Origin of the sequence: Solihabitans fulvus (genome assembly GCF_008386585.1) — a bacterium.
Classification (GTDB): domain Bacteria; phylum Actinomycetota; class Actinomycetes; order Mycobacteriales; family Pseudonocardiaceae; genus Solihabitans; species Solihabitans fulvus.
This window is the reverse complement of the sequence record NZ_VUOB01000019.1, coordinates 31,826-47,227: the sequence shown is the minus strand read 5'-3', so window position 1 is coordinate 47,227 and position 15,402 is coordinate 31,826. Positions and strand designations below refer to the sequence as shown.

14 protein-coding genes are annotated in these 15,402 nt (G+C 71.3%); 6 read left to right on the top strand and 8 right to left on the bottom strand.

Features of this window, described 5'->3' with window-relative positions:
* Positions 1-21: 21 nt before the first annotated feature.
* The gene (locus F0L68_RS10945) at positions 22-1,443 is read right to left on the bottom strand and encodes a YncE family protein (RefSeq protein WP_188316505.1); all 1,422 of its coding nucleotides are present in this window, start codon (positions 1,441-1,443) and stop codon (positions 22-24) included.
* Positions 1,444-1,741: 298 nt separating this feature from the next.
* Between F0L68_RS10945 and serC the strand changes: the two genes are divergently transcribed.
* Both serC and sepH read left to right on the top strand, forming a co-directional pair.
* Complete coding sequence (gene serC / locus F0L68_RS10940) at positions 1,742-2,878, top strand: phosphoserine transaminase (protein ID WP_149849394.1); 1,137 nt, start codon at positions 1,742-1,744, stop codon at positions 2,876-2,878.
* A gap of 297 nt (positions 2,879-3,175) precedes the next feature.
* Positions 3,176-4,126 (top strand): septation protein SepH, encoded by a 951-nt coding sequence (gene sepH, locus F0L68_RS10935; RefSeq protein ID WP_149849393.1) that lies wholly within the window; start codon positions 3,176-3,178, stop codon positions 4,124-4,126.
* 95 nt (positions 4,127-4,221) lie between these two features.
* Here sepH and F0L68_RS10930 read toward each other — a convergent pair whose 3' ends face one another.
* Positions 4,222-4,458 (bottom strand): hypothetical protein, encoded by a 237-nt coding sequence (locus F0L68_RS10930; protein WP_223198681.1) that lies wholly within the window; start codon positions 4,456-4,458, stop codon positions 4,222-4,224.
* Between the two features lie 185 nt (positions 4,459-4,643).
* On the opposite strand from F0L68_RS10930, the gene F0L68_RS10925 reads away from it, so the two are divergent.
* Positions 4,644-6,473 carry an ABC transporter ATP-binding protein gene (locus F0L68_RS10925; protein ID WP_223198680.1) on the top strand — a complete coding sequence of 610 codons (1,830 nt, stop codon included), beginning with the start codon at positions 4,644-4,646 and terminating at the stop codon, positions 6,471-6,473.
* Positions 6,470-8,335: an ABC transporter ATP-binding protein gene (locus F0L68_RS10920; RefSeq protein WP_149849391.1), complete on the top strand. Its 1,866-nt coding sequence runs from the start codon at positions 6,470-6,472 to the stop codon at positions 8,333-8,335. The genes F0L68_RS10925 and F0L68_RS10920 overlap by 4 nt, the downstream gene beginning before the upstream one ends.
* A 69-nt stretch (positions 8,336-8,404) precedes the next feature.
* Here F0L68_RS10920 and F0L68_RS44540 read toward each other — a convergent pair whose 3' ends face one another.
* From F0L68_RS44540 to F0L68_RS10905, 3 genes are all read right to left on the bottom strand, one after another.
* On the bottom strand, positions 8,405-8,506 hold the full coding sequence (locus tag F0L68_RS44540; RefSeq protein WP_276313846.1) for a DUF2537 domain-containing protein: 102 nt from the start codon (positions 8,504-8,506) through the stop codon (positions 8,405-8,407).
* Between the two features lie 5 nt (positions 8,507-8,511).
* On the bottom strand, positions 8,512-9,165 hold the full coding sequence (locus tag F0L68_RS44535; protein WP_149849389.1) for a DUF2537 domain-containing protein: 654 nt from the start codon (positions 9,163-9,165) through the stop codon (positions 8,512-8,514).
* Between the two features lie 100 nt (positions 9,166-9,265).
* Positions 9,266-10,063, bottom strand: coding sequence for a TrmH family RNA methyltransferase (locus F0L68_RS10905; RefSeq protein ID WP_149849388.1), 798 nt, complete (start codon positions 10,061-10,063; stop codon positions 9,266-9,268).
* Between the two features lie 195 nt (positions 10,064-10,258).
* Between F0L68_RS10905 and F0L68_RS10900 the strand changes: the two genes are divergently transcribed.
* Positions 10,259-11,755 (top strand): glutamate-cysteine ligase family protein, encoded by a 1,497-nt coding sequence (locus F0L68_RS10900; protein WP_149849387.1) that lies wholly within the window; start codon positions 10,259-10,261, stop codon positions 11,753-11,755.
* A gap of 79 nt (positions 11,756-11,834) precedes the next feature.
* Here the strand turns inward: F0L68_RS10900 and F0L68_RS10895 are convergent, their stop codons facing one another.
* A complete protein-coding gene (locus tag F0L68_RS10895) occupies positions 11,835-12,245 on the bottom strand; it encodes a hypothetical protein (protein WP_149849386.1) in 411 nt (136 codons plus the stop codon).
* Positions 12,246-12,430: 185 nt separating this feature from the next.
* On the opposite strand from F0L68_RS10895, the gene F0L68_RS10890 reads away from it, so the two are divergent.
* On the top strand, positions 12,431-13,060 hold the full coding sequence (locus tag F0L68_RS10890) for a superoxide dismutase (protein ID WP_149849385.1): 630 nt from the start codon (positions 12,431-12,433) through the stop codon (positions 13,058-13,060).
* A 178-nt stretch (positions 13,061-13,238) separates the two neighbouring features.
* Here the strand turns inward: F0L68_RS10890 and F0L68_RS10885 are convergent, their stop codons facing one another.
* Together F0L68_RS10885 and F0L68_RS10880 are read right to left on the bottom strand one after the other, a co-directional pair.
* Positions 13,239-13,982 (bottom strand): ABC transporter permease, encoded by a 744-nt coding sequence (locus F0L68_RS10885; protein ID WP_223198679.1) that lies wholly within the window; start codon positions 13,980-13,982, stop codon positions 13,239-13,241.
* Between the two features lie 64 nt (positions 13,983-14,046).
* On the bottom strand, positions 14,047-15,297 hold the full coding sequence (locus F0L68_RS10880) for an MFS transporter (RefSeq protein WP_149849453.1): 1,251 nt from the start codon (positions 15,295-15,297) through the stop codon (positions 14,047-14,049).
* Positions 15,298-15,402 lie beyond the last annotated feature (105 nt).

The window sequence follows — 15,402 nt, the reverse complement described above, 5'->3', positions numbered from 1 at the left end:
CCTACGCCACGTCGAGCGCGGTCACTCCTGGGTGGCGCTGCCGAGGTCGGCGGTTGGCAGGTAGTTCGCCGAACCCCAGAACTCGGCGAGGAAGCCCTCCGCGATCAACCGCTGGGCCTCGGGAAAGTAGAGCGAGGAGTCGCAGGCGGCGTGGCCGTTCGAGTCGGTGACCGCCGTGCACAGCAGGGTGCGGTCGGTCATGACGAAGACGACGGTCTGGCCCGCGATCGGCGCACCGCCACCGGTCAGGGTGGCGTTGAGGTTGTGGACCTCGGAGTGCGCCCTGGCGGTCTCGTCCAGCGCGACGGTGGCCGTCCGCGCGTCCATGGCGCTGGCGGCGCGGTTGTCCGCCCAGACGGTGCCCACGGCGACGGCGTCGTCCTCAGCGCCCTGAGGGCTGGGGATCCGCCCGGTGACCGCGTTGGTGGCGGTGTCGATCACCTTGAGCGCGTCGCCGGTATCGGCGTAGAGACGGCGGCCGTCGGGCGCAAGCGCCGGGACGCCCAGGTTGACGCCGACCGGGATGGTGGTCGTGACCGTGTTGCTCGCGGTGTCGACGACGGCGACGTCGCTCAACTCCTTGGCCACGTAGAGCTGCCGGCCGTCCTTGCCGAAGACGAGGTGGTAGCTGGCGTAGCCGGAGGGACCGAGCGGAACCTGACCGGTGACGGCGAGCGTCGCGGCGTCGAACATGGTGATCGACCAGGAGCCCCGGCTCGAGAAGGGGCCGATCATCGCGAGACGCAGCCCGTCCGGCGACAGCGCGACGCGACCGGCGGGGTGCCCAAGGTCAAGGTCGGTCGTCACCGTGCCGGACGCGGTGTCGACGACCATCAGGGAGTTGCCGCCGCTGAGGTAGGCGCGGCTGCTGTCCGGGCTGAACGCGACCCCCGCCAGGTCCATGGCCCTGGTCGGGATGGCGTGGCTGAGCGTGAACGTGGTGGTGTCGTAGTCGTACGCCGCCACGAAGACGCCCGCCCCGTTGCTGGGCTCCAACCCGTACAGGTGCTTCCCGTCCGGGCTCAGTTCCATGCCCGAGAAGCTCGGCAGATGGGGCTGCTCGGCCGTGCCGCCGAGCGGACCGATGACCTGGCTGGTCATCGGGTCGAGGAGCTGGATCCGGCCGAGGGGGCCCGTCAGGGCGTAGAGGTAGAGGCCGTCGGGGCTGGCGATCAGCCGCTGCACGGTGGTGCCGGCGTCGAGATGGATGGTGCCGGTGACGGCGCCGGTCGCGGTGTCGACCACCGACACGGTCCCTGCGGCGTTGTCGGCCACGTACGCGTACACGCCCGGCGGCGTGATGGTGATGTCGGCGGCGTGGACAGGCGGACGCGCCGGGGGTGCGGCCGACCCGCTCGGGGCGCCGACGGTCAGCGCGAGGACCGTCGCCGCCGCGGCGGCGACGGCCAGTCGTAACGAGGTGTGCAAGCGAGCCAGGTGCATGAGTGTCGTGCCCTCTTCCGTGGGACGAACGATGGTGACTTCGCTGGCAAACGCGCGCGTGCACCTCGGAGTGCACCCGCCGCAGAATTGTGGCAAACAGACAAAGAAGGCACAGCACGTTCTGTGCCATGGGAGATCCTCGACCATGCGGGCGAGCTGCGTTTCCCCACGGACCAAGACCGGCAAAAGCCCCAGCTCACGGGGTTACGTTCACCTGAGCGCCACGCGCCTGCAACACTGGAGCCCCGGCAACGGCGCCGGTCAGGCCAATTCCTGCACCCGCCCCCGGAGGCGTTGCATGACTCAGACCGCCGACCCGTCCACGCTCCAGCTGCCGGCCGAGCTCAAGCCCGTCGACGGGCGCTTCGGCTGCGGGCCGTCCAAGGTCCGACCGGAACAGCTGGCCGCGCTCGTCTCCGACGGCGCCGCCCTGATGGGCACCTCGCACCGGCAGAAGCCGGTCAAGTCGCTGGTCGGCCGGGTGCGCGCCGGCCTGAGCGAGCTGTTCTCGCTGCCCGAGGGCTACGAGGTGGTGCTCGGCAACGGCGGTACCACCGCCTTCTGGGACGCCGCCGCGTTCGGCCTGGTCCGCGAGTGCGCGCAGCACTTCACCTACGGCGAGTTCTCCGCGAAGTTCGCCAAGGTCACCCAGGGCGCGCCGTTCCTGGCCGACTCGATCGTCGTCAAGGCCGAGCCCGGCGATGCCCCCGAGATCGCCTACCGGTCCGGCGCGGACCTGGTCGGCTGGGCGCACAACGAGACCTCGACCGGCGTCGCCGTGCCGGTCAGCCGGCCGGCGGGCTCCGACGGCGCACTGGTGGCCGTCGACGCGACCTCCGGCGCCGGCGGCCTGCCGGTGCGGGCCGAGGACTTCGACGTCTACTACTTCGCGCCGCAGAAGTGCTTCGCCTCCGACGGCGGCCTGTGGATCGCGCTGATGAGCCCCGCCGCGATCGAGCGGGTCGGCGAGATCGGCGCGTCCGACCGCTGGGTGCCGGAGTTCCTGTCGCTGCCGACCGCGCTGGACAACTCGGTGAAGGACCAGACCTACAACACCCCGTCGGTGGCGACGCTGTTCCTGCTGGCCGACCAGATCGAGTGGATGCTCGGCAACGGCGGCCTCGACTGGACAGTCGCCCGCACCGCGGAGTCCTCCTCGCGGCTGTACTCCTGGGCCGAGGCCGGCGAGTTCACCTCGCCGTTCGTGGCGGACCCGGCCAACCGGTCGCAGGTCGTCGGCACGATCGACTTCGCCGACTCCGTCGACGCGGCCGAGGTCGCGAAGGTGCTGCGGGCCAACGGGATCGTCGACGTCGAGCCGTACCGGAAGCTGGGCCGCAACCAGCTGCGGGTCGGCATGTTCCCGGCGATCGACCCGGACGACGTGACCGCGCTGACCAAGTCCATCGACTGGGTGGTCGAGCGGCTCGGCTGAGAACCCGTCGCCCTGAGTGATCAACTGGGGACGCACCGCCCCGGCCGGCGCTCACCCGGACGGGCAAGTTGATCACCGCCGCGCCGCGCGACTCACACCGGCCTGGCCTGCGAAACCCCGGGTTGACTGAGCTAACCCACGGATGAGGTGAACATTGTCGATTCGGGGATGCGGACCACGCCCCGGATACGGCAAGATCACACAGAGATATCGGAGGGTGCGGCGTGCCTCCCACGTCAAGGAGGCGCGCCGGCCTACCGTGGGACGCGGCGAGGTGAAGTCATCGGGGAGGCCGAGATGCGAGCGTTGCGAGTCATCGGGCTCGATGAGGACGGCAAGTCCGTCGTCTGCGAGGACCCGGCGAGCCGCGAGCGCTTCCTGGTTCCCGCGGATGAGCGGCTGCGCGCTGCCGCACGAGGTGATCTCACCCGACTCGGCCAGATCGAGATCGAGGTGGAATGCCAGATGCGCCCTCGTGAAATCCAGGCCCGTATCCGTGCTGGCGAATCCGTCGACCAGGTCGCGGCCGCCGCCGGCATTCCGGCCCACCGGGTGGAGCGGTACGCCTACCCGGTGCTGTTGGAGCGATCCCGCACCGCCGAGCTGGCCCAGCGCGCGCACCCCGTGCGCGAGGACGGCCCGGACGTGCAGACCCTCGGTGAGGTGATCGCGCACTCCTTCGGGCTGCGCGGGCAGGACTACTCCGCCACCTCCTGGGATTCCTGGCGCGGCGAGGACGGCAAGTGGGTCGTCCAGTTGACGTGGCTCGCCGGCCACTCGGACAACCGCGCGCACTGGGCGTACCACCCAGGAGCGCACGGTGGCACGGTCACCGCTCTCGACGAGCAGGCCATCGACCTGATGGATCCGAATCCGAACCGCCCATTGCGCACGGTTCGGCCGGTGACTCAGCTCGCCAGGCAGGCACTCGAGCTCGATGGCCTTGGACGCGCGGCTGACCAGGTGGTCGAGCCCGTGGCGCGCCCTGCTGAGCCAGAGATCCTGGTGCAGGAGGAGCCCGCGCCACCGGTGGAACTGCCGGAACCGGCGGCGGTGGCGGTACCCGCCGCGCCGGAGCCGCAGGTCCAGCAGGCGGAACCTGTACTCGAGCAGGAGCCGCTCCCCGCGCTGGAGGTGGAACCGGTCCAGCGCAAGGCCGAACCACCCGTGCGACGGGGGAAGAAGAACCATCCCATCGTCCCGTCCTGGGAAGACGTATTACTGGGGGTCCGCTCCAACAGGGGCTGACCGAGAACCACCAGCGCCGAGAGGGCGCCATCGGCTAGGGCACGAGCCGGTGGCGCCTTTTCGGCGTTTTTGGCATGTCAGGCGTTTTTGGCGGGTCAGGTGGCCGGCACCGCGTCGAGCAGGTGGAGGTTCCATCCTTCCGTCTCGCACCAGTCCTCGGCGTCCTGGCGGTTGAGGATCGCGGCGTTCGACGGGCGTTTCTCGCCGAGCCGGTCCCAGCCGTCGGGGGCGAGCACGTACAGCTGCCCCTCGCGCGCGGCGAGCAGCCGACCACGGGGAAAGGCCATCGTTGGGGCGGTGCGCAGGAACCGCACCGATTCCGGACGGGTCATGCGCCCATCCTCCCGCGACTCCGCCCGACCGCCACCCTGGGTCCCCCGATCCGGCCACGGGCCTGCGCGCGGGACCGCCGTCTTGACCTCCACCTTGGTCGAGCATGCAGGGTCAGCCGAGAGGAAAACCAGATGCCTTTGTCGGTGGTTCTTCCTATCGTCAGGTGGACCAGAGGGGGAAATCCGTGAACACCGCGCCCGCGGAGGCCAACACCGACGGCGAACAACCCACGACCCACACCTCGACCCTGGTGACGCTGCGTCGCCTCGGTCCGTACTTCAAGCCCGTCCGGCTGCCCATCATCGGCTCGGGGCTCGCCACCCTTGGCGCGCTGCTGTGCGGCCTGACGATTCCGCTGGTCACCCGGCATATCGTGGACGGCCCGATCACCCACGGCGACCTGCACTCGCTGCCCTGGCTGATCGCCGCCGTGCTGGCGCTTGGCATCGGCGAGGCGACCCTGTTCTACCTCCGCCGCAAGCTCAACGCCGCCCCGTCGACGGCGATGGAGACGAAGATGCGGGAGGACCTGTTCCGCCATCTGCAACGGCTGCCCATCGCGTTCCACGACCGCTGGCAGTCCGGCCAGCTGCTGTCCAGGGCGACCAGCGACCTCAGCACGGTCCGCAGGTTCATCGCGTTCGCCGCGGTCTTCCTGGTGGTCAACACCCTGATCATCCTGATCGGCCTCGGCGTGCTGTTCTCGCTGTCGCCGATGATCGGCCTGATCGTGCTGACGTGCAGCGCCCCGCTGGTGGTCATCTCCTACCTGTTCGAGTCGAAGTACAAGATCGTCACGCGCCGCGCCCAGGACCAGGCGGGCGACCTCGCCTCCACGGTCGAGGAGTCGGTGCTGGGCATCCGGGTGCTCAAGGCCTTCGGCCGGGGCCCCGAGCTGGCCAAGCGGTTCGCCGCGCAGGCCACCGAGCTGCGCGGCACCGAGCTGCGCAAGATCCGCATCCTGTCGGGGCTGTGGGCGGTGCTGATCATGCTGCCCGAGCTTGGCATCGCCGGGCAGCTGCTGGCCGGCGGCTTCGGCATCGCCAACGGCACGCTGACCATCGGCACGCTGGTCGCCGCGGTCACCGTCAGCACCTACCTGCGTTGGCCGGTGGACACCATCGGCTGGCTGCTCGCCGAGACCAACCAGGCCGCGTCCGCCTGCGAGCGGTACTGGGAGGTGCTCGACTCGCCGGTGACGATCACCGAGCCGGCCGAGCCGAAGCCGCTGGCCCAGCCGGTGCGCGGGCACCTGCGGTTCGAGGGCGTGCGCTTCGCGTTCCCCGGCGCGACCCGCGAGGTGCTGCGCGGGGTCGACCTCGACGTGCGGCCCGGCGAGACGGTCGCGCTCGTCGGCGTCACCGGCTCCGGCAAGACCGCGCTGACCTCGCTGGTCCCCCGCCTTGCCGACGTCACCGGCGGCCGGATCACCGTGGACGGCGTCGACGTGCGGGACCTCGCGCTGGACGACCTGCGCACGGTCGTCTCCACCGCGTTCGAGGAGCCGGTGCTGTTCTCCGCGAGCGTGACGGAGAACGTCGCGCTCGGCTCGCCGGACGTGGCCGAGGCGGACGTCCGGCAGGCGCTGCGGATCGCCAAGGCGGAGGAGTTCGTCGACGCGCTGCCGTGGGGCCTGGACACCCGCATCGGCGAGCAGGGCCTGTCCCTGTCCGGCGGGCAGCGGCAGCGGTTGGCGCTGGCGCGGTCCGTGGTCGGGCGGCCAGCGGTGCTGGTGCTCGACGACCCGCTGTCCGCGCTCGACGTGCACACCGAGGCCGAGGTCGAGGCCGCGCTGCGGCGGGTGCTGCGCGACGTGACCGCCCTGGTGGTCGCGCACCGGCCGAGCACCGTGCAGCTCGCGGACCGGGTCGCGCTGCTGAGCGACGGCCGGATCACCGCGGTCGGCACGCACCGCGAACTGCTGGACAGCAATCCCGAATACCGCAGGCTGCTCGCCACCACCGAGGGCGCGGACAGCGGCGGCCGGCCAGGCGAGGAGGTGGCCGCGCAGTGACCACGACACAGGAAACCCCGCAGCAGCAACAGAACCAGACCGCGGAGCCGGACGAATCCTGGCGCGGGGTCGCGGCCGAGGACGTCGAGAACGTCGACCACTCCACCGGCCTGAAGCTCCAGGCCAGGTCTCGCAAGCTGCTCGGCTCGCTGCTGCGCCCGCACACGCGGCCCGCGCTGCTGGCGCTGGCGATCGTGGTCTGCGAGAACATCGCGATGCTCGCTGGCCCGCTGCTGATCGCGACCGCGATCGACCGGGGCGTGCCGGCGGCCATCGCCGGGCGGCCGGGCACGCTCGCCTGGTGCGTCGGCGGCTACGCGGCCACCACGGTGCTGGCCACGGTGCTGCGCTACTCGTTCCTCCGGCTGTCCGGGCGGATCGGGCAGGACCTGCTGCTCGACGTCCGGCAGCGGATCTTCCGGCACGTGCAGAAGCTCTCGCTGTCCTTCCACGAGTCCTACACCTCCGGCAAGGTGATCTCGCGGCTGACCAGCGACGTGGACTCGCTCAACGACCTGCTGGCGATGGGCCTCGACGGCCTGCTGACCTCGCTGCTGTCGATCGTGGGCATCGCCGCGCTGCTGCTCTACCTCGACCTGCCGCTCGCGCTGGTCGTGCTGGTCGGCTTCGTCCCGCTGCTGCTGGTGACCCGCTGGTTCCAGCGACGCTCGCGGCAGGCGTACCGGAACACGCGGGGCGCGATCGCCAAGATCATCGTGCAGTTCGTCGAGACGATGAACGGCATCCGCGCGGTGCAGGCGTTCCGCCGCGAGCCGCGCAACGAGGCCATCATCGGCGAGCTGAACACGCGGTTCCGGGACGCCAACACCGAGGCCCTCGGCGTGATGGCCCGGTTCACCTCGTCGGTGCGGCTGATCGGCAACGTGTCGCTGGCCATCGTGCTCGCGGTCGGCGCCGTGCGGGTGTCCAGCGGCGGGCTGGAGGTCGGCGTGCTGGCCGCGTTCACGCTGTATCTGCGGCGGTTCTACGACCCGTTCGACGACATCGCGATGTTCACCAACGCCTACGCGGCGGCCACGGCCGCGCTGGAGAAGATCTCCGGGGTGCTCGAGGAGGACGCGGAGGTGCGCGAGCCCGCCGATCCGACGCCGCTGCCGCACGCGCGCGGCGACGTCCGGTTCGACTCGGTGGAGTTCCGCTACTCCGCCGACACACCCGTGGTGCTGCCGTCGTTCGACCTGCACGTGCCGGCGGGACAGACGGTCGCGCTGGTCGGCGCGACGGGCGCGGGCAAGTCGACGCTGGCGAAGCTGGTGGCGCGGTTCTACGACCCGTCGGCGGGCACGGTCGCGCTGGACACGATCGACCTGCGCCAGATCACGGACGTCGACCTGCGGCGGGCGGTGACCATGGTGACGCAGGAGAACTTCCTGTTCGCAGGTTCCGTCGCGGACAACATCGCGTTGGGCCGCCCGAACGCGACCCGCGCGGAGATCGAGGCGGCGGCGGCCGAGGTCGGCGCGCACGAGTTCATCGCGCGGCTGCCGCAGGGCTACGACACCGACGTGCGCAAGCGCGGCGGCCGGCTCTCCGCCGGCCAGCGGCAGATGGTGGCGTTCGCCAGGGCGTTCCTGGCCGACCCGGCGGTGCTGGTGCTGGACGAGGCGACCTCCAGCCTCGACGTGCCGACCGAGCGGGCCGTGCAGTCCGCGCTGGAGACGGTGCTCGCGGACCGGACGGCGTTCATCATCGCGCACCGGCTGTCCACGGTGCTGATCGCCGACCGGGTGCTGGTGGTGGACGGGGGTCGCGTCGTCGAGGACGGCACGCCGGAGGAGCTGGTGGCCGGCGAGGGCCGGTTCGCCGCGCTGCACCGCGCCTGGCGCGACTCGCTGGCGTAGGGGTGTTCGCCGGTCCCGGCCGGGCCGCTTCGATTCGAGGCGGCCCGGCCGGGACGGCTCTCAGAGCTCCTAGAGAGTGCTCAGGATGAGGCCGAACCAGGCGAGCCCGACGCCGGCAACCACGCCGTAAGCCACCCACCGCCATACCGGCACGCGGCGGGCCAGCCACACAGTTCCTAGAGGGTGCTCAGGATGAGGCCGAACCAGGCGAGCCCGACGCCGGCAACCACGCCGTAAGCCACCCACCGCCACACCGGGACGCGGCGGGCCAGCCACACCGACGGCGCGAGGCCGCCGACGACCATGACGTTGGCGAACAGAGCAAGCAGCCAACTCGTCTCGCCGAGGCCGACCGACAGCGTCACCACGGCGAACACCACGACGGCCGCGGTGAACGCGCTCACCGTCAGCCCGGTGCCCCACGGCGTCGGCTCGGCCGGCGCCTCGGGGGCCGGCGCTGCGGGGACCGGCGCCTCGGCCCGAGGTTCCGGCTCCGCCTCGGGTTCGGCGGTCGGCTGGGCCCGCGTCGCGCGCGGTGGGGCTTCGACCACGGTGACCTCCCCGTTCAACGGGTCCACATAGGAGACCGGTCGGCCCATCGCGGCGGCCACCCGGCCGGCGAGCTGCTGGCCCCGGCGCGCCACCAGCGAGCCGGCCGCGCCGTCGACGGCGGGCTCGGCGCGGGCGACCGCGTCGGCGACCTTGGCCCACTCGTGCAGCGCGTCGGCGAGGCCGGCGCCGAGCGGCAGGCTGTGCGGGTCGACCTCCTGTTCGGCAGAGCCGTGCCGGCCGGCCAGCACGGCCCGCCCGCCCCGGACACGCAACTCCACGAACGGTTCCCTCCACCCGACCGGATCAAGCTGTCACACGAAACGTAGCGCCTCGGGTGCTCTCGTGTCGGCACGACGTCCGACGGGTGGACCCAGCGGATCAGGCGATCGCGTAGAAGGCGACCGCGGCGGCCGTGGCCACGTTGAGGGAGTCAACGCCGTCGGCCATCGGGATGCGCACCGACAGGTCGGCCGCCGCCAGCGCCTCGTCGGTCAGCCCCGGACCCTCCGCGCCGAGCAGCACGGCGACCCGCTCGCCGCGCAGGCCCGCGTCCGCCAGCCCGACGGCCGAGCCCTTCGGGGTCAGCGCTGCGACCCAGAAACCGTTGGCGCGCAACAGGTCCAACCCGGACGGCCACGGTTCGAGCTGGGCGAAGGGCACCCGCAGCACGTGGCCCATGGACACCCGGACGCTGCGCCGGTACAGCGGGTCGCTGCACCCTGGTCCGAGCAGCACGCCGTCGACGCCGAGCGCCGCCGCGTTGCGGAACAGCGCGCCGAGGTTCTCGTGGTCGCCGACGCCCTCCAGCACGGCGAGCCTGCGCGCGGAGCCGAGCAGCCCGGCCAGGTCGGGCTGCGGCGCGCGGTCGGCGACGGCGAGCACGCCCCGGTTCAGGTGGAAGCCGACGACCTCGGCCATCAGCTCGGCGGAGGCCACGTAGGCGGGCACGGCGATCCCGGCGAGGTGCTCGTCCAGCACCTCGATCCGGCGGCGCACGCCGAGCAGCGAGCGCACCGGGTAAGGCGAGGCGAGCAGCCGCTCGACGACCACGACGCCCTCGGCGATCACCAGGCCCCTGCCGCCGGGTCGATCGGGGCGTCGGTCGGCCGTGGACAGGTCCCGGAAGTCGTCCAGCCGGGGGTCCGCCGGGTCGCTGATCTCGATCACCTGAGCCACCGGAGAAGTGTGGCACCCGCGTCGGGACTAGCTCCGGGAGGCCGAATCCGCAACCGCTCAACCAGTGGTTTCTCGCTCCTTGTTACTACGATGTGACAGAGAGCACCGATTTGGGCGCTAGCGAGGAGATCCTTGCTGTGTCACGGTTGGCGCTCGCTACGCCGCCGGAGCCATGTCGACCGGAGGGGAGGCGGCATGGGAAGCGATGTCTCCCGCCGCTTGTTCACCAAGGAAGATCGCCAGCGTTACCGGGAGAAGGTGCAGCAGTGTCTGGACGCGCTCGGCACGATGCTCGCGGAGAACCGCTTCTCCTTTGACCGCAGGCAGATGGGGCTGGAGATCGAGCTCAACCTCGTCGACGACGCCATGTGTCCCGCGATGGCCAACAACATCGTGCTGGAGAAGATCGACGATCCGTCCTTCACCCAGGAACTTGGCCAGCACAACCTGGAAATCAACGTGCCGCCCCGCCCGCTGGAGGGCGACGAGGCGCTCGGCCTCGAACAGGACCTGCGCGACTCGCTCGACGACGCCGACGCGAAGGCGCACGACGCCGGCGCGAACCTGGTCATGATCGGGGTGCTGCCCACGCTGCGGCACGAGCACTTCGACGCGCGGTGGCTGTCCAACGGGCCGCGCTACGCGCTGCTCAACGACCAGATCTTCGCCGCGCGCGGCGAGGAGATGGTGCTGGACATGGAGGGCCTGCCGATGCCGGGCGGCGGCGTCGAACGGCTGCGCAGCTACGCCGAGTCGATCCTGCCCGAGGCGGCGTGCACGTCGGTGCAGCTGCACCTCCAGGTGGAACCCGACGACTTCGCCGCGCACTGGAACGCCGCGCAGTGCCTCGCCGGCGTGCAGGTGGCGCTCGCCGCGAACTCGCCGTTCCTGCTCGGCAAGGCGCTCTGGCACGAGACCCGCATCCCACTGTTCCTCCAGGCGACCGACACCAGGCCCGTCGAGCTGAAGAACCAGGGCGTGCGGCCGCGCGTGTGGTTCGGCGAGCGGTGGATCACCTCGATCTTCGACCTGTTCGAGGAGAACGTCCGCTACTTCCCCGGGCTGCTGCCCGAGACCGACGACGAGGACCCGGCCGAGGTGCTCGCCGGGGGCAGCGCACCGAAGCTGACCGAGCTGCGGCTGCACAACGGCACGATCTGGCGCTGGAACCGGCCGGTGTACGACGTCGTCGACGGCGTGCCGCACCTGCGCGTGGAGAACCGGGTGCTGCCGGCTGGCCCGACCGTGGTGGACACCATTGCCAACGCGGCGTTCTTCTACGGCGCGCAGCGGGCGCTGGTCACCCAGGAGCGTCCACTGTGGACGCAGATGTCCTTCCAGGCCGCCGAGGAGAACCTGTACACCGGCGCGCGGCACGGCATGCACGCGCAGCTGTACTGGCCGGGCATCGGCTGGATCCCGCCGGACGAGCTGGTGCTGCGCAGGCTGCTGCCGATGGCGCACGAGGGCCTGCGCGACTGCGGGGTCTCCGACGCGGCGCGCGAGCGCTACCTCGGCGTGATCGAGCAGCGCTGCCTGGCCAGGCGCACCGGGTCGATCTGGCAGCGCGAGACCGTCGCGCTGCTCGAGGAGCGCGGCGCGGACCGCGGCGGCGCGCTGGTCGGCATGCTCAGGCGCTACATGGAGCTGATGCACACGGGCGAGCCGGTGCACACCTGGCCCGTCGGCTAGGAACTGGCGCGCCCGCCAAGAACGATTGCCCAAGACCGCCGCCTGTCCTCAGGCACGGCCCCAGACGCGGCTGCGGGTCCTAGCGTCGCCGACCGGACTTCAGCGGGGCGACGTCGGCGCCGTCGTGGGTGTTGCGGCACTCGGTCGGCGTGACCGCCTCGACGGCGAGCGTCAGCATGCCGCGCACCCCGGTGTAGATCGACTCGCCCTTGGACGCGAGCGAGGCGTGCACCTGGTTGGAGTCGGAGAAGTCGCGCTCGTCCTTGGTGCGCTTCTTGCCGGCCTCCTCGGGCTTGGTCGCGCTGCGCAGGTTGACCTCGAGCCACGCGGCGACCTCGGTCGGGCTGGTCAGCACCTCTTCCGGGGTGCGCTCCAGCCGCTCCTGCCGAGGGGACGCGGAATCCAGCGAGGTGTGCTCCACATAGGCGTGCCAGTGGGTGTTCCGCAGTTGCCAGGTCTGTTCGACCGGCCACTCCTCCTCGGCGCTCATGGCGACATGATGCACCTCACCGGCGAATTCAGGTGAACACGGGGTCGAACTCACGTCGACTCCGCGCCGAACCCGGGCGAACTCCCGATATCGGACACGCCACATCCGGCTGATCTTGGCGACCAGTTGCCAGTAAGTTGCAACTACTACATAGTGGCAACCAACTCGCGGACAAGGGAGACAAAGTGGCCCCGTACGTGCTGCCGGACCTGGACTACGACTACGCGGATCTGGAACCGGCGATCATCGGCGAGATCAACGAGCTGCACCACAGCAAGCACCACGCGGCCTACGTCAAGGGCGCCAACGACACGCTGGAGCAGATCGACGAGGCCCGCGACAGCAACAGCTTCGGCGCGATCGTCGGGCTGGAGACCACGCTGGCGTTCCACCTGGCCGGCCACGCGCTGCACCAGATCTGGTGGCGCAACCTCAGCCCGAACGGCGGCGACAAGCCGACCGGCGAGCTGGCCGCGGCCATCGACGAGCACTTCGGCTCCTTCGACAAGCTGCGCGCGCAGCTCAGCGCGGCGGCCAGCACGATCCAGGGCTCCGGCTGGGGGATCCTGGCCTGGGACCCGATCGGCGAGCGCCTGATCACCCAGCAGCTCAAGGACCACCACTCCAACCTGTCGATCGCCACCACGCCGCTGCTGGTGTTCGACATCTGGGAGCACGCGTACTACCTCCAGTACCGCAACCTGAAGGCGGACTACATCACCGCGCTGTGGAACGTCGTCAACTGGGACGACGTGAACCAGCGCTTCGAGGCCGCGCGGGCCGGCCGCAACGGCCTCCTGCTGCCGACCTCGTGACGGCGGCGTAGTCCCGAGTAGTCCCGCCCCCGACCCGGCGGTGGATGCTCCGACAGGCGAAAGCCGCCGTGAAAACAGCGGCGCCCCTCGGTCTCCCGAGGGGCGCCGCTGTTGTTTCCCGAACTGACTGGCTGCTCCCACCACGAAGCAACGAGACTTAGGTTAGCCTAACTTCACGTCAGACGCGAGCCCGGCGCACCAGCCCGCGCGCGACCAGCTCGACCACCACCACGATCGCCGCCGCCTCCACCGCGAGCAGGGCGAGCAACACGACCAGCTGCAACGCGCCCGCCTGCCACACCGGGGCCCCGCCGAGCAGCATGCCGACGAACGCGCCCGGCAGCGTCACGATGCCGACCGTCCTGGTCTGGTCCAGCGCCGGCAGCAGCGCGTCGGCGGCGGTCGGCCGCACCAGCTCGCGCACCGCGACCGGCTCGGTGAAGCCAAGGGCCAGCGCGGCCTCGAATTCCCCGTGCCGGTCGTGCAGGGTGTCCAGCGCGCGGCGGGTCGCCAGCGTGGTCGCCGTCATCGCGCCGCCGACCAGGATGCCGCCCGTCGGGACCAGCGCGAGACCCGTCGGCGGCACGAGACCGGTGAGCAGCATCAGCGCCAGGGCCGGCACCGTGCCGGCCAGGATGGCCAGCCCGACCCAGATCCCCCGCCTGCCGGTCTTCGACCTGGCCGCCGAGGTCCCGGTCGCCACCGCCGCCATCAGCGCCAGGAAGGCGGCCGTGAGCGGCAGGGCGGCCAGCACCGCCGTGATCACCACCGACACCACCGCCAGCTGGAGGGCCGCCCGCACCGCGGCCCGCAGCACGGGGGCCGGCCCGAACAGCCCGCCGGCCCACCCGATTCCGGCGGCCGCCAGCGTGAACACCACGCAGACGACGACCAGCCGCACCCAGTCGTGCGAGATCACCACGAGACCACCACGCGAGCACCTCCAGGCAGGGATCGGGCGGCTCCGTCAGGCCGGGTCGCCCACGTCAGCGGCGGCGCAGCACCCGCAGCCGGGACCACGGTCGCACCGGCAGTGTGACGCCTCCCCTGCGCACCAGCACCAGCGCGGCCACCAGCGCGGTGAGCACCGAGACCACCCCGCCGAACACCAGCGGCGCGCGACCGGTGAAGTGCTCGGCCAGCCAGCCCATCACCGGGCCGCCGACCGGGTTGCCGCCGAGGAACATCAGCATGTAGAGGCCCATCACCCTGCCCCGCATGGCCGGGTCGACGGCGAGCTGCACGGTCGCGTTGGCGGTCGTGGTGAAGGTCATCAGCGCCGCGCCGACCGGGATCAGCGCGAGGCCGACCGCCCACAGCGTCGGCATCACGCCGGCGACCATCTCCAGGATGCCGAACGCGACCACGCCGCCGAACAGCAGCCGCAGCCTCGGTTTCCCGCGCGCGCTGCGCCGGGCCGCGAGCGTCGCGCCGGTCAGCGTGCCGACCGCGAGCATCGTGGAGAGGAAGCCGTAGGCGTCGGCCTGGCCGCCGAAGACGTTGCGCGCCACCACGGCGAGCGTCACGTAGAAGTTCAGCCCGAAGGTGCTCACGAAGAAGACCAGCACCATCAGGGTCACCAGGTCGGGCCTGCCACGCACGTACCGCAACCCCTCGCGCAGCTGCCCCTTCTCACGCGGCACCCGCTCGCTGCGGTGCAGCGTCTCGGGGTTCATCAGCAGCAGCCCGCCGATCACGCCGGCGAAGGAGGCCGCGTTGATCAGGAACACCCACCCGGTGCCGACCGCGGTAATCATCAGGCCGGCGATGGCCGGGCCGATCATCCTGGCCAGGTTGAACGTCATCGAGTTGAGCGCGACCGCGTTCGTCAGCTGGGCGCGGCCGACCATCTCCACCACGAACGACTGACGGATCGGGGTCTCCAGGGAGGCGACCGCGCCGAGCAGCAGGCACAGCAGGTAGACCTGCCAGAGCTGGACCACGCCGGTGACGTCGAGCAGGCCGAGCGCGAGCGCGCACAGGCCGAGCCCGGTCTCCAGGTAGAGCAGCAGTCTGCGCTTGTCCATCCGGTCCGCGAGCACCCCGGCCCACAGCGAGAACACCAGCGTCGGCGCGAACTGGAGGGCCGCCGCGATGCCCAGCGCGACCGGGCTGCCGTGCGAAAGCTCCAGCACCAGCCAGTCCTGGGCCACCCGCTGCATCCACAGCCCGATGAGCGAGACGACCTGCCCTGCGGAGTAGAACCGGTAGTTGCGCACCCCGAGGGACGAGAACATCCCCGTGCGACCGCGCTTCACCGACTTACCGTCCGAAGTGGACGGTTCCGGCGACGCCGAAGGTTCTGGCGCCGTCAGGAGTTCCGAGGGATCGGGCGGATCCGG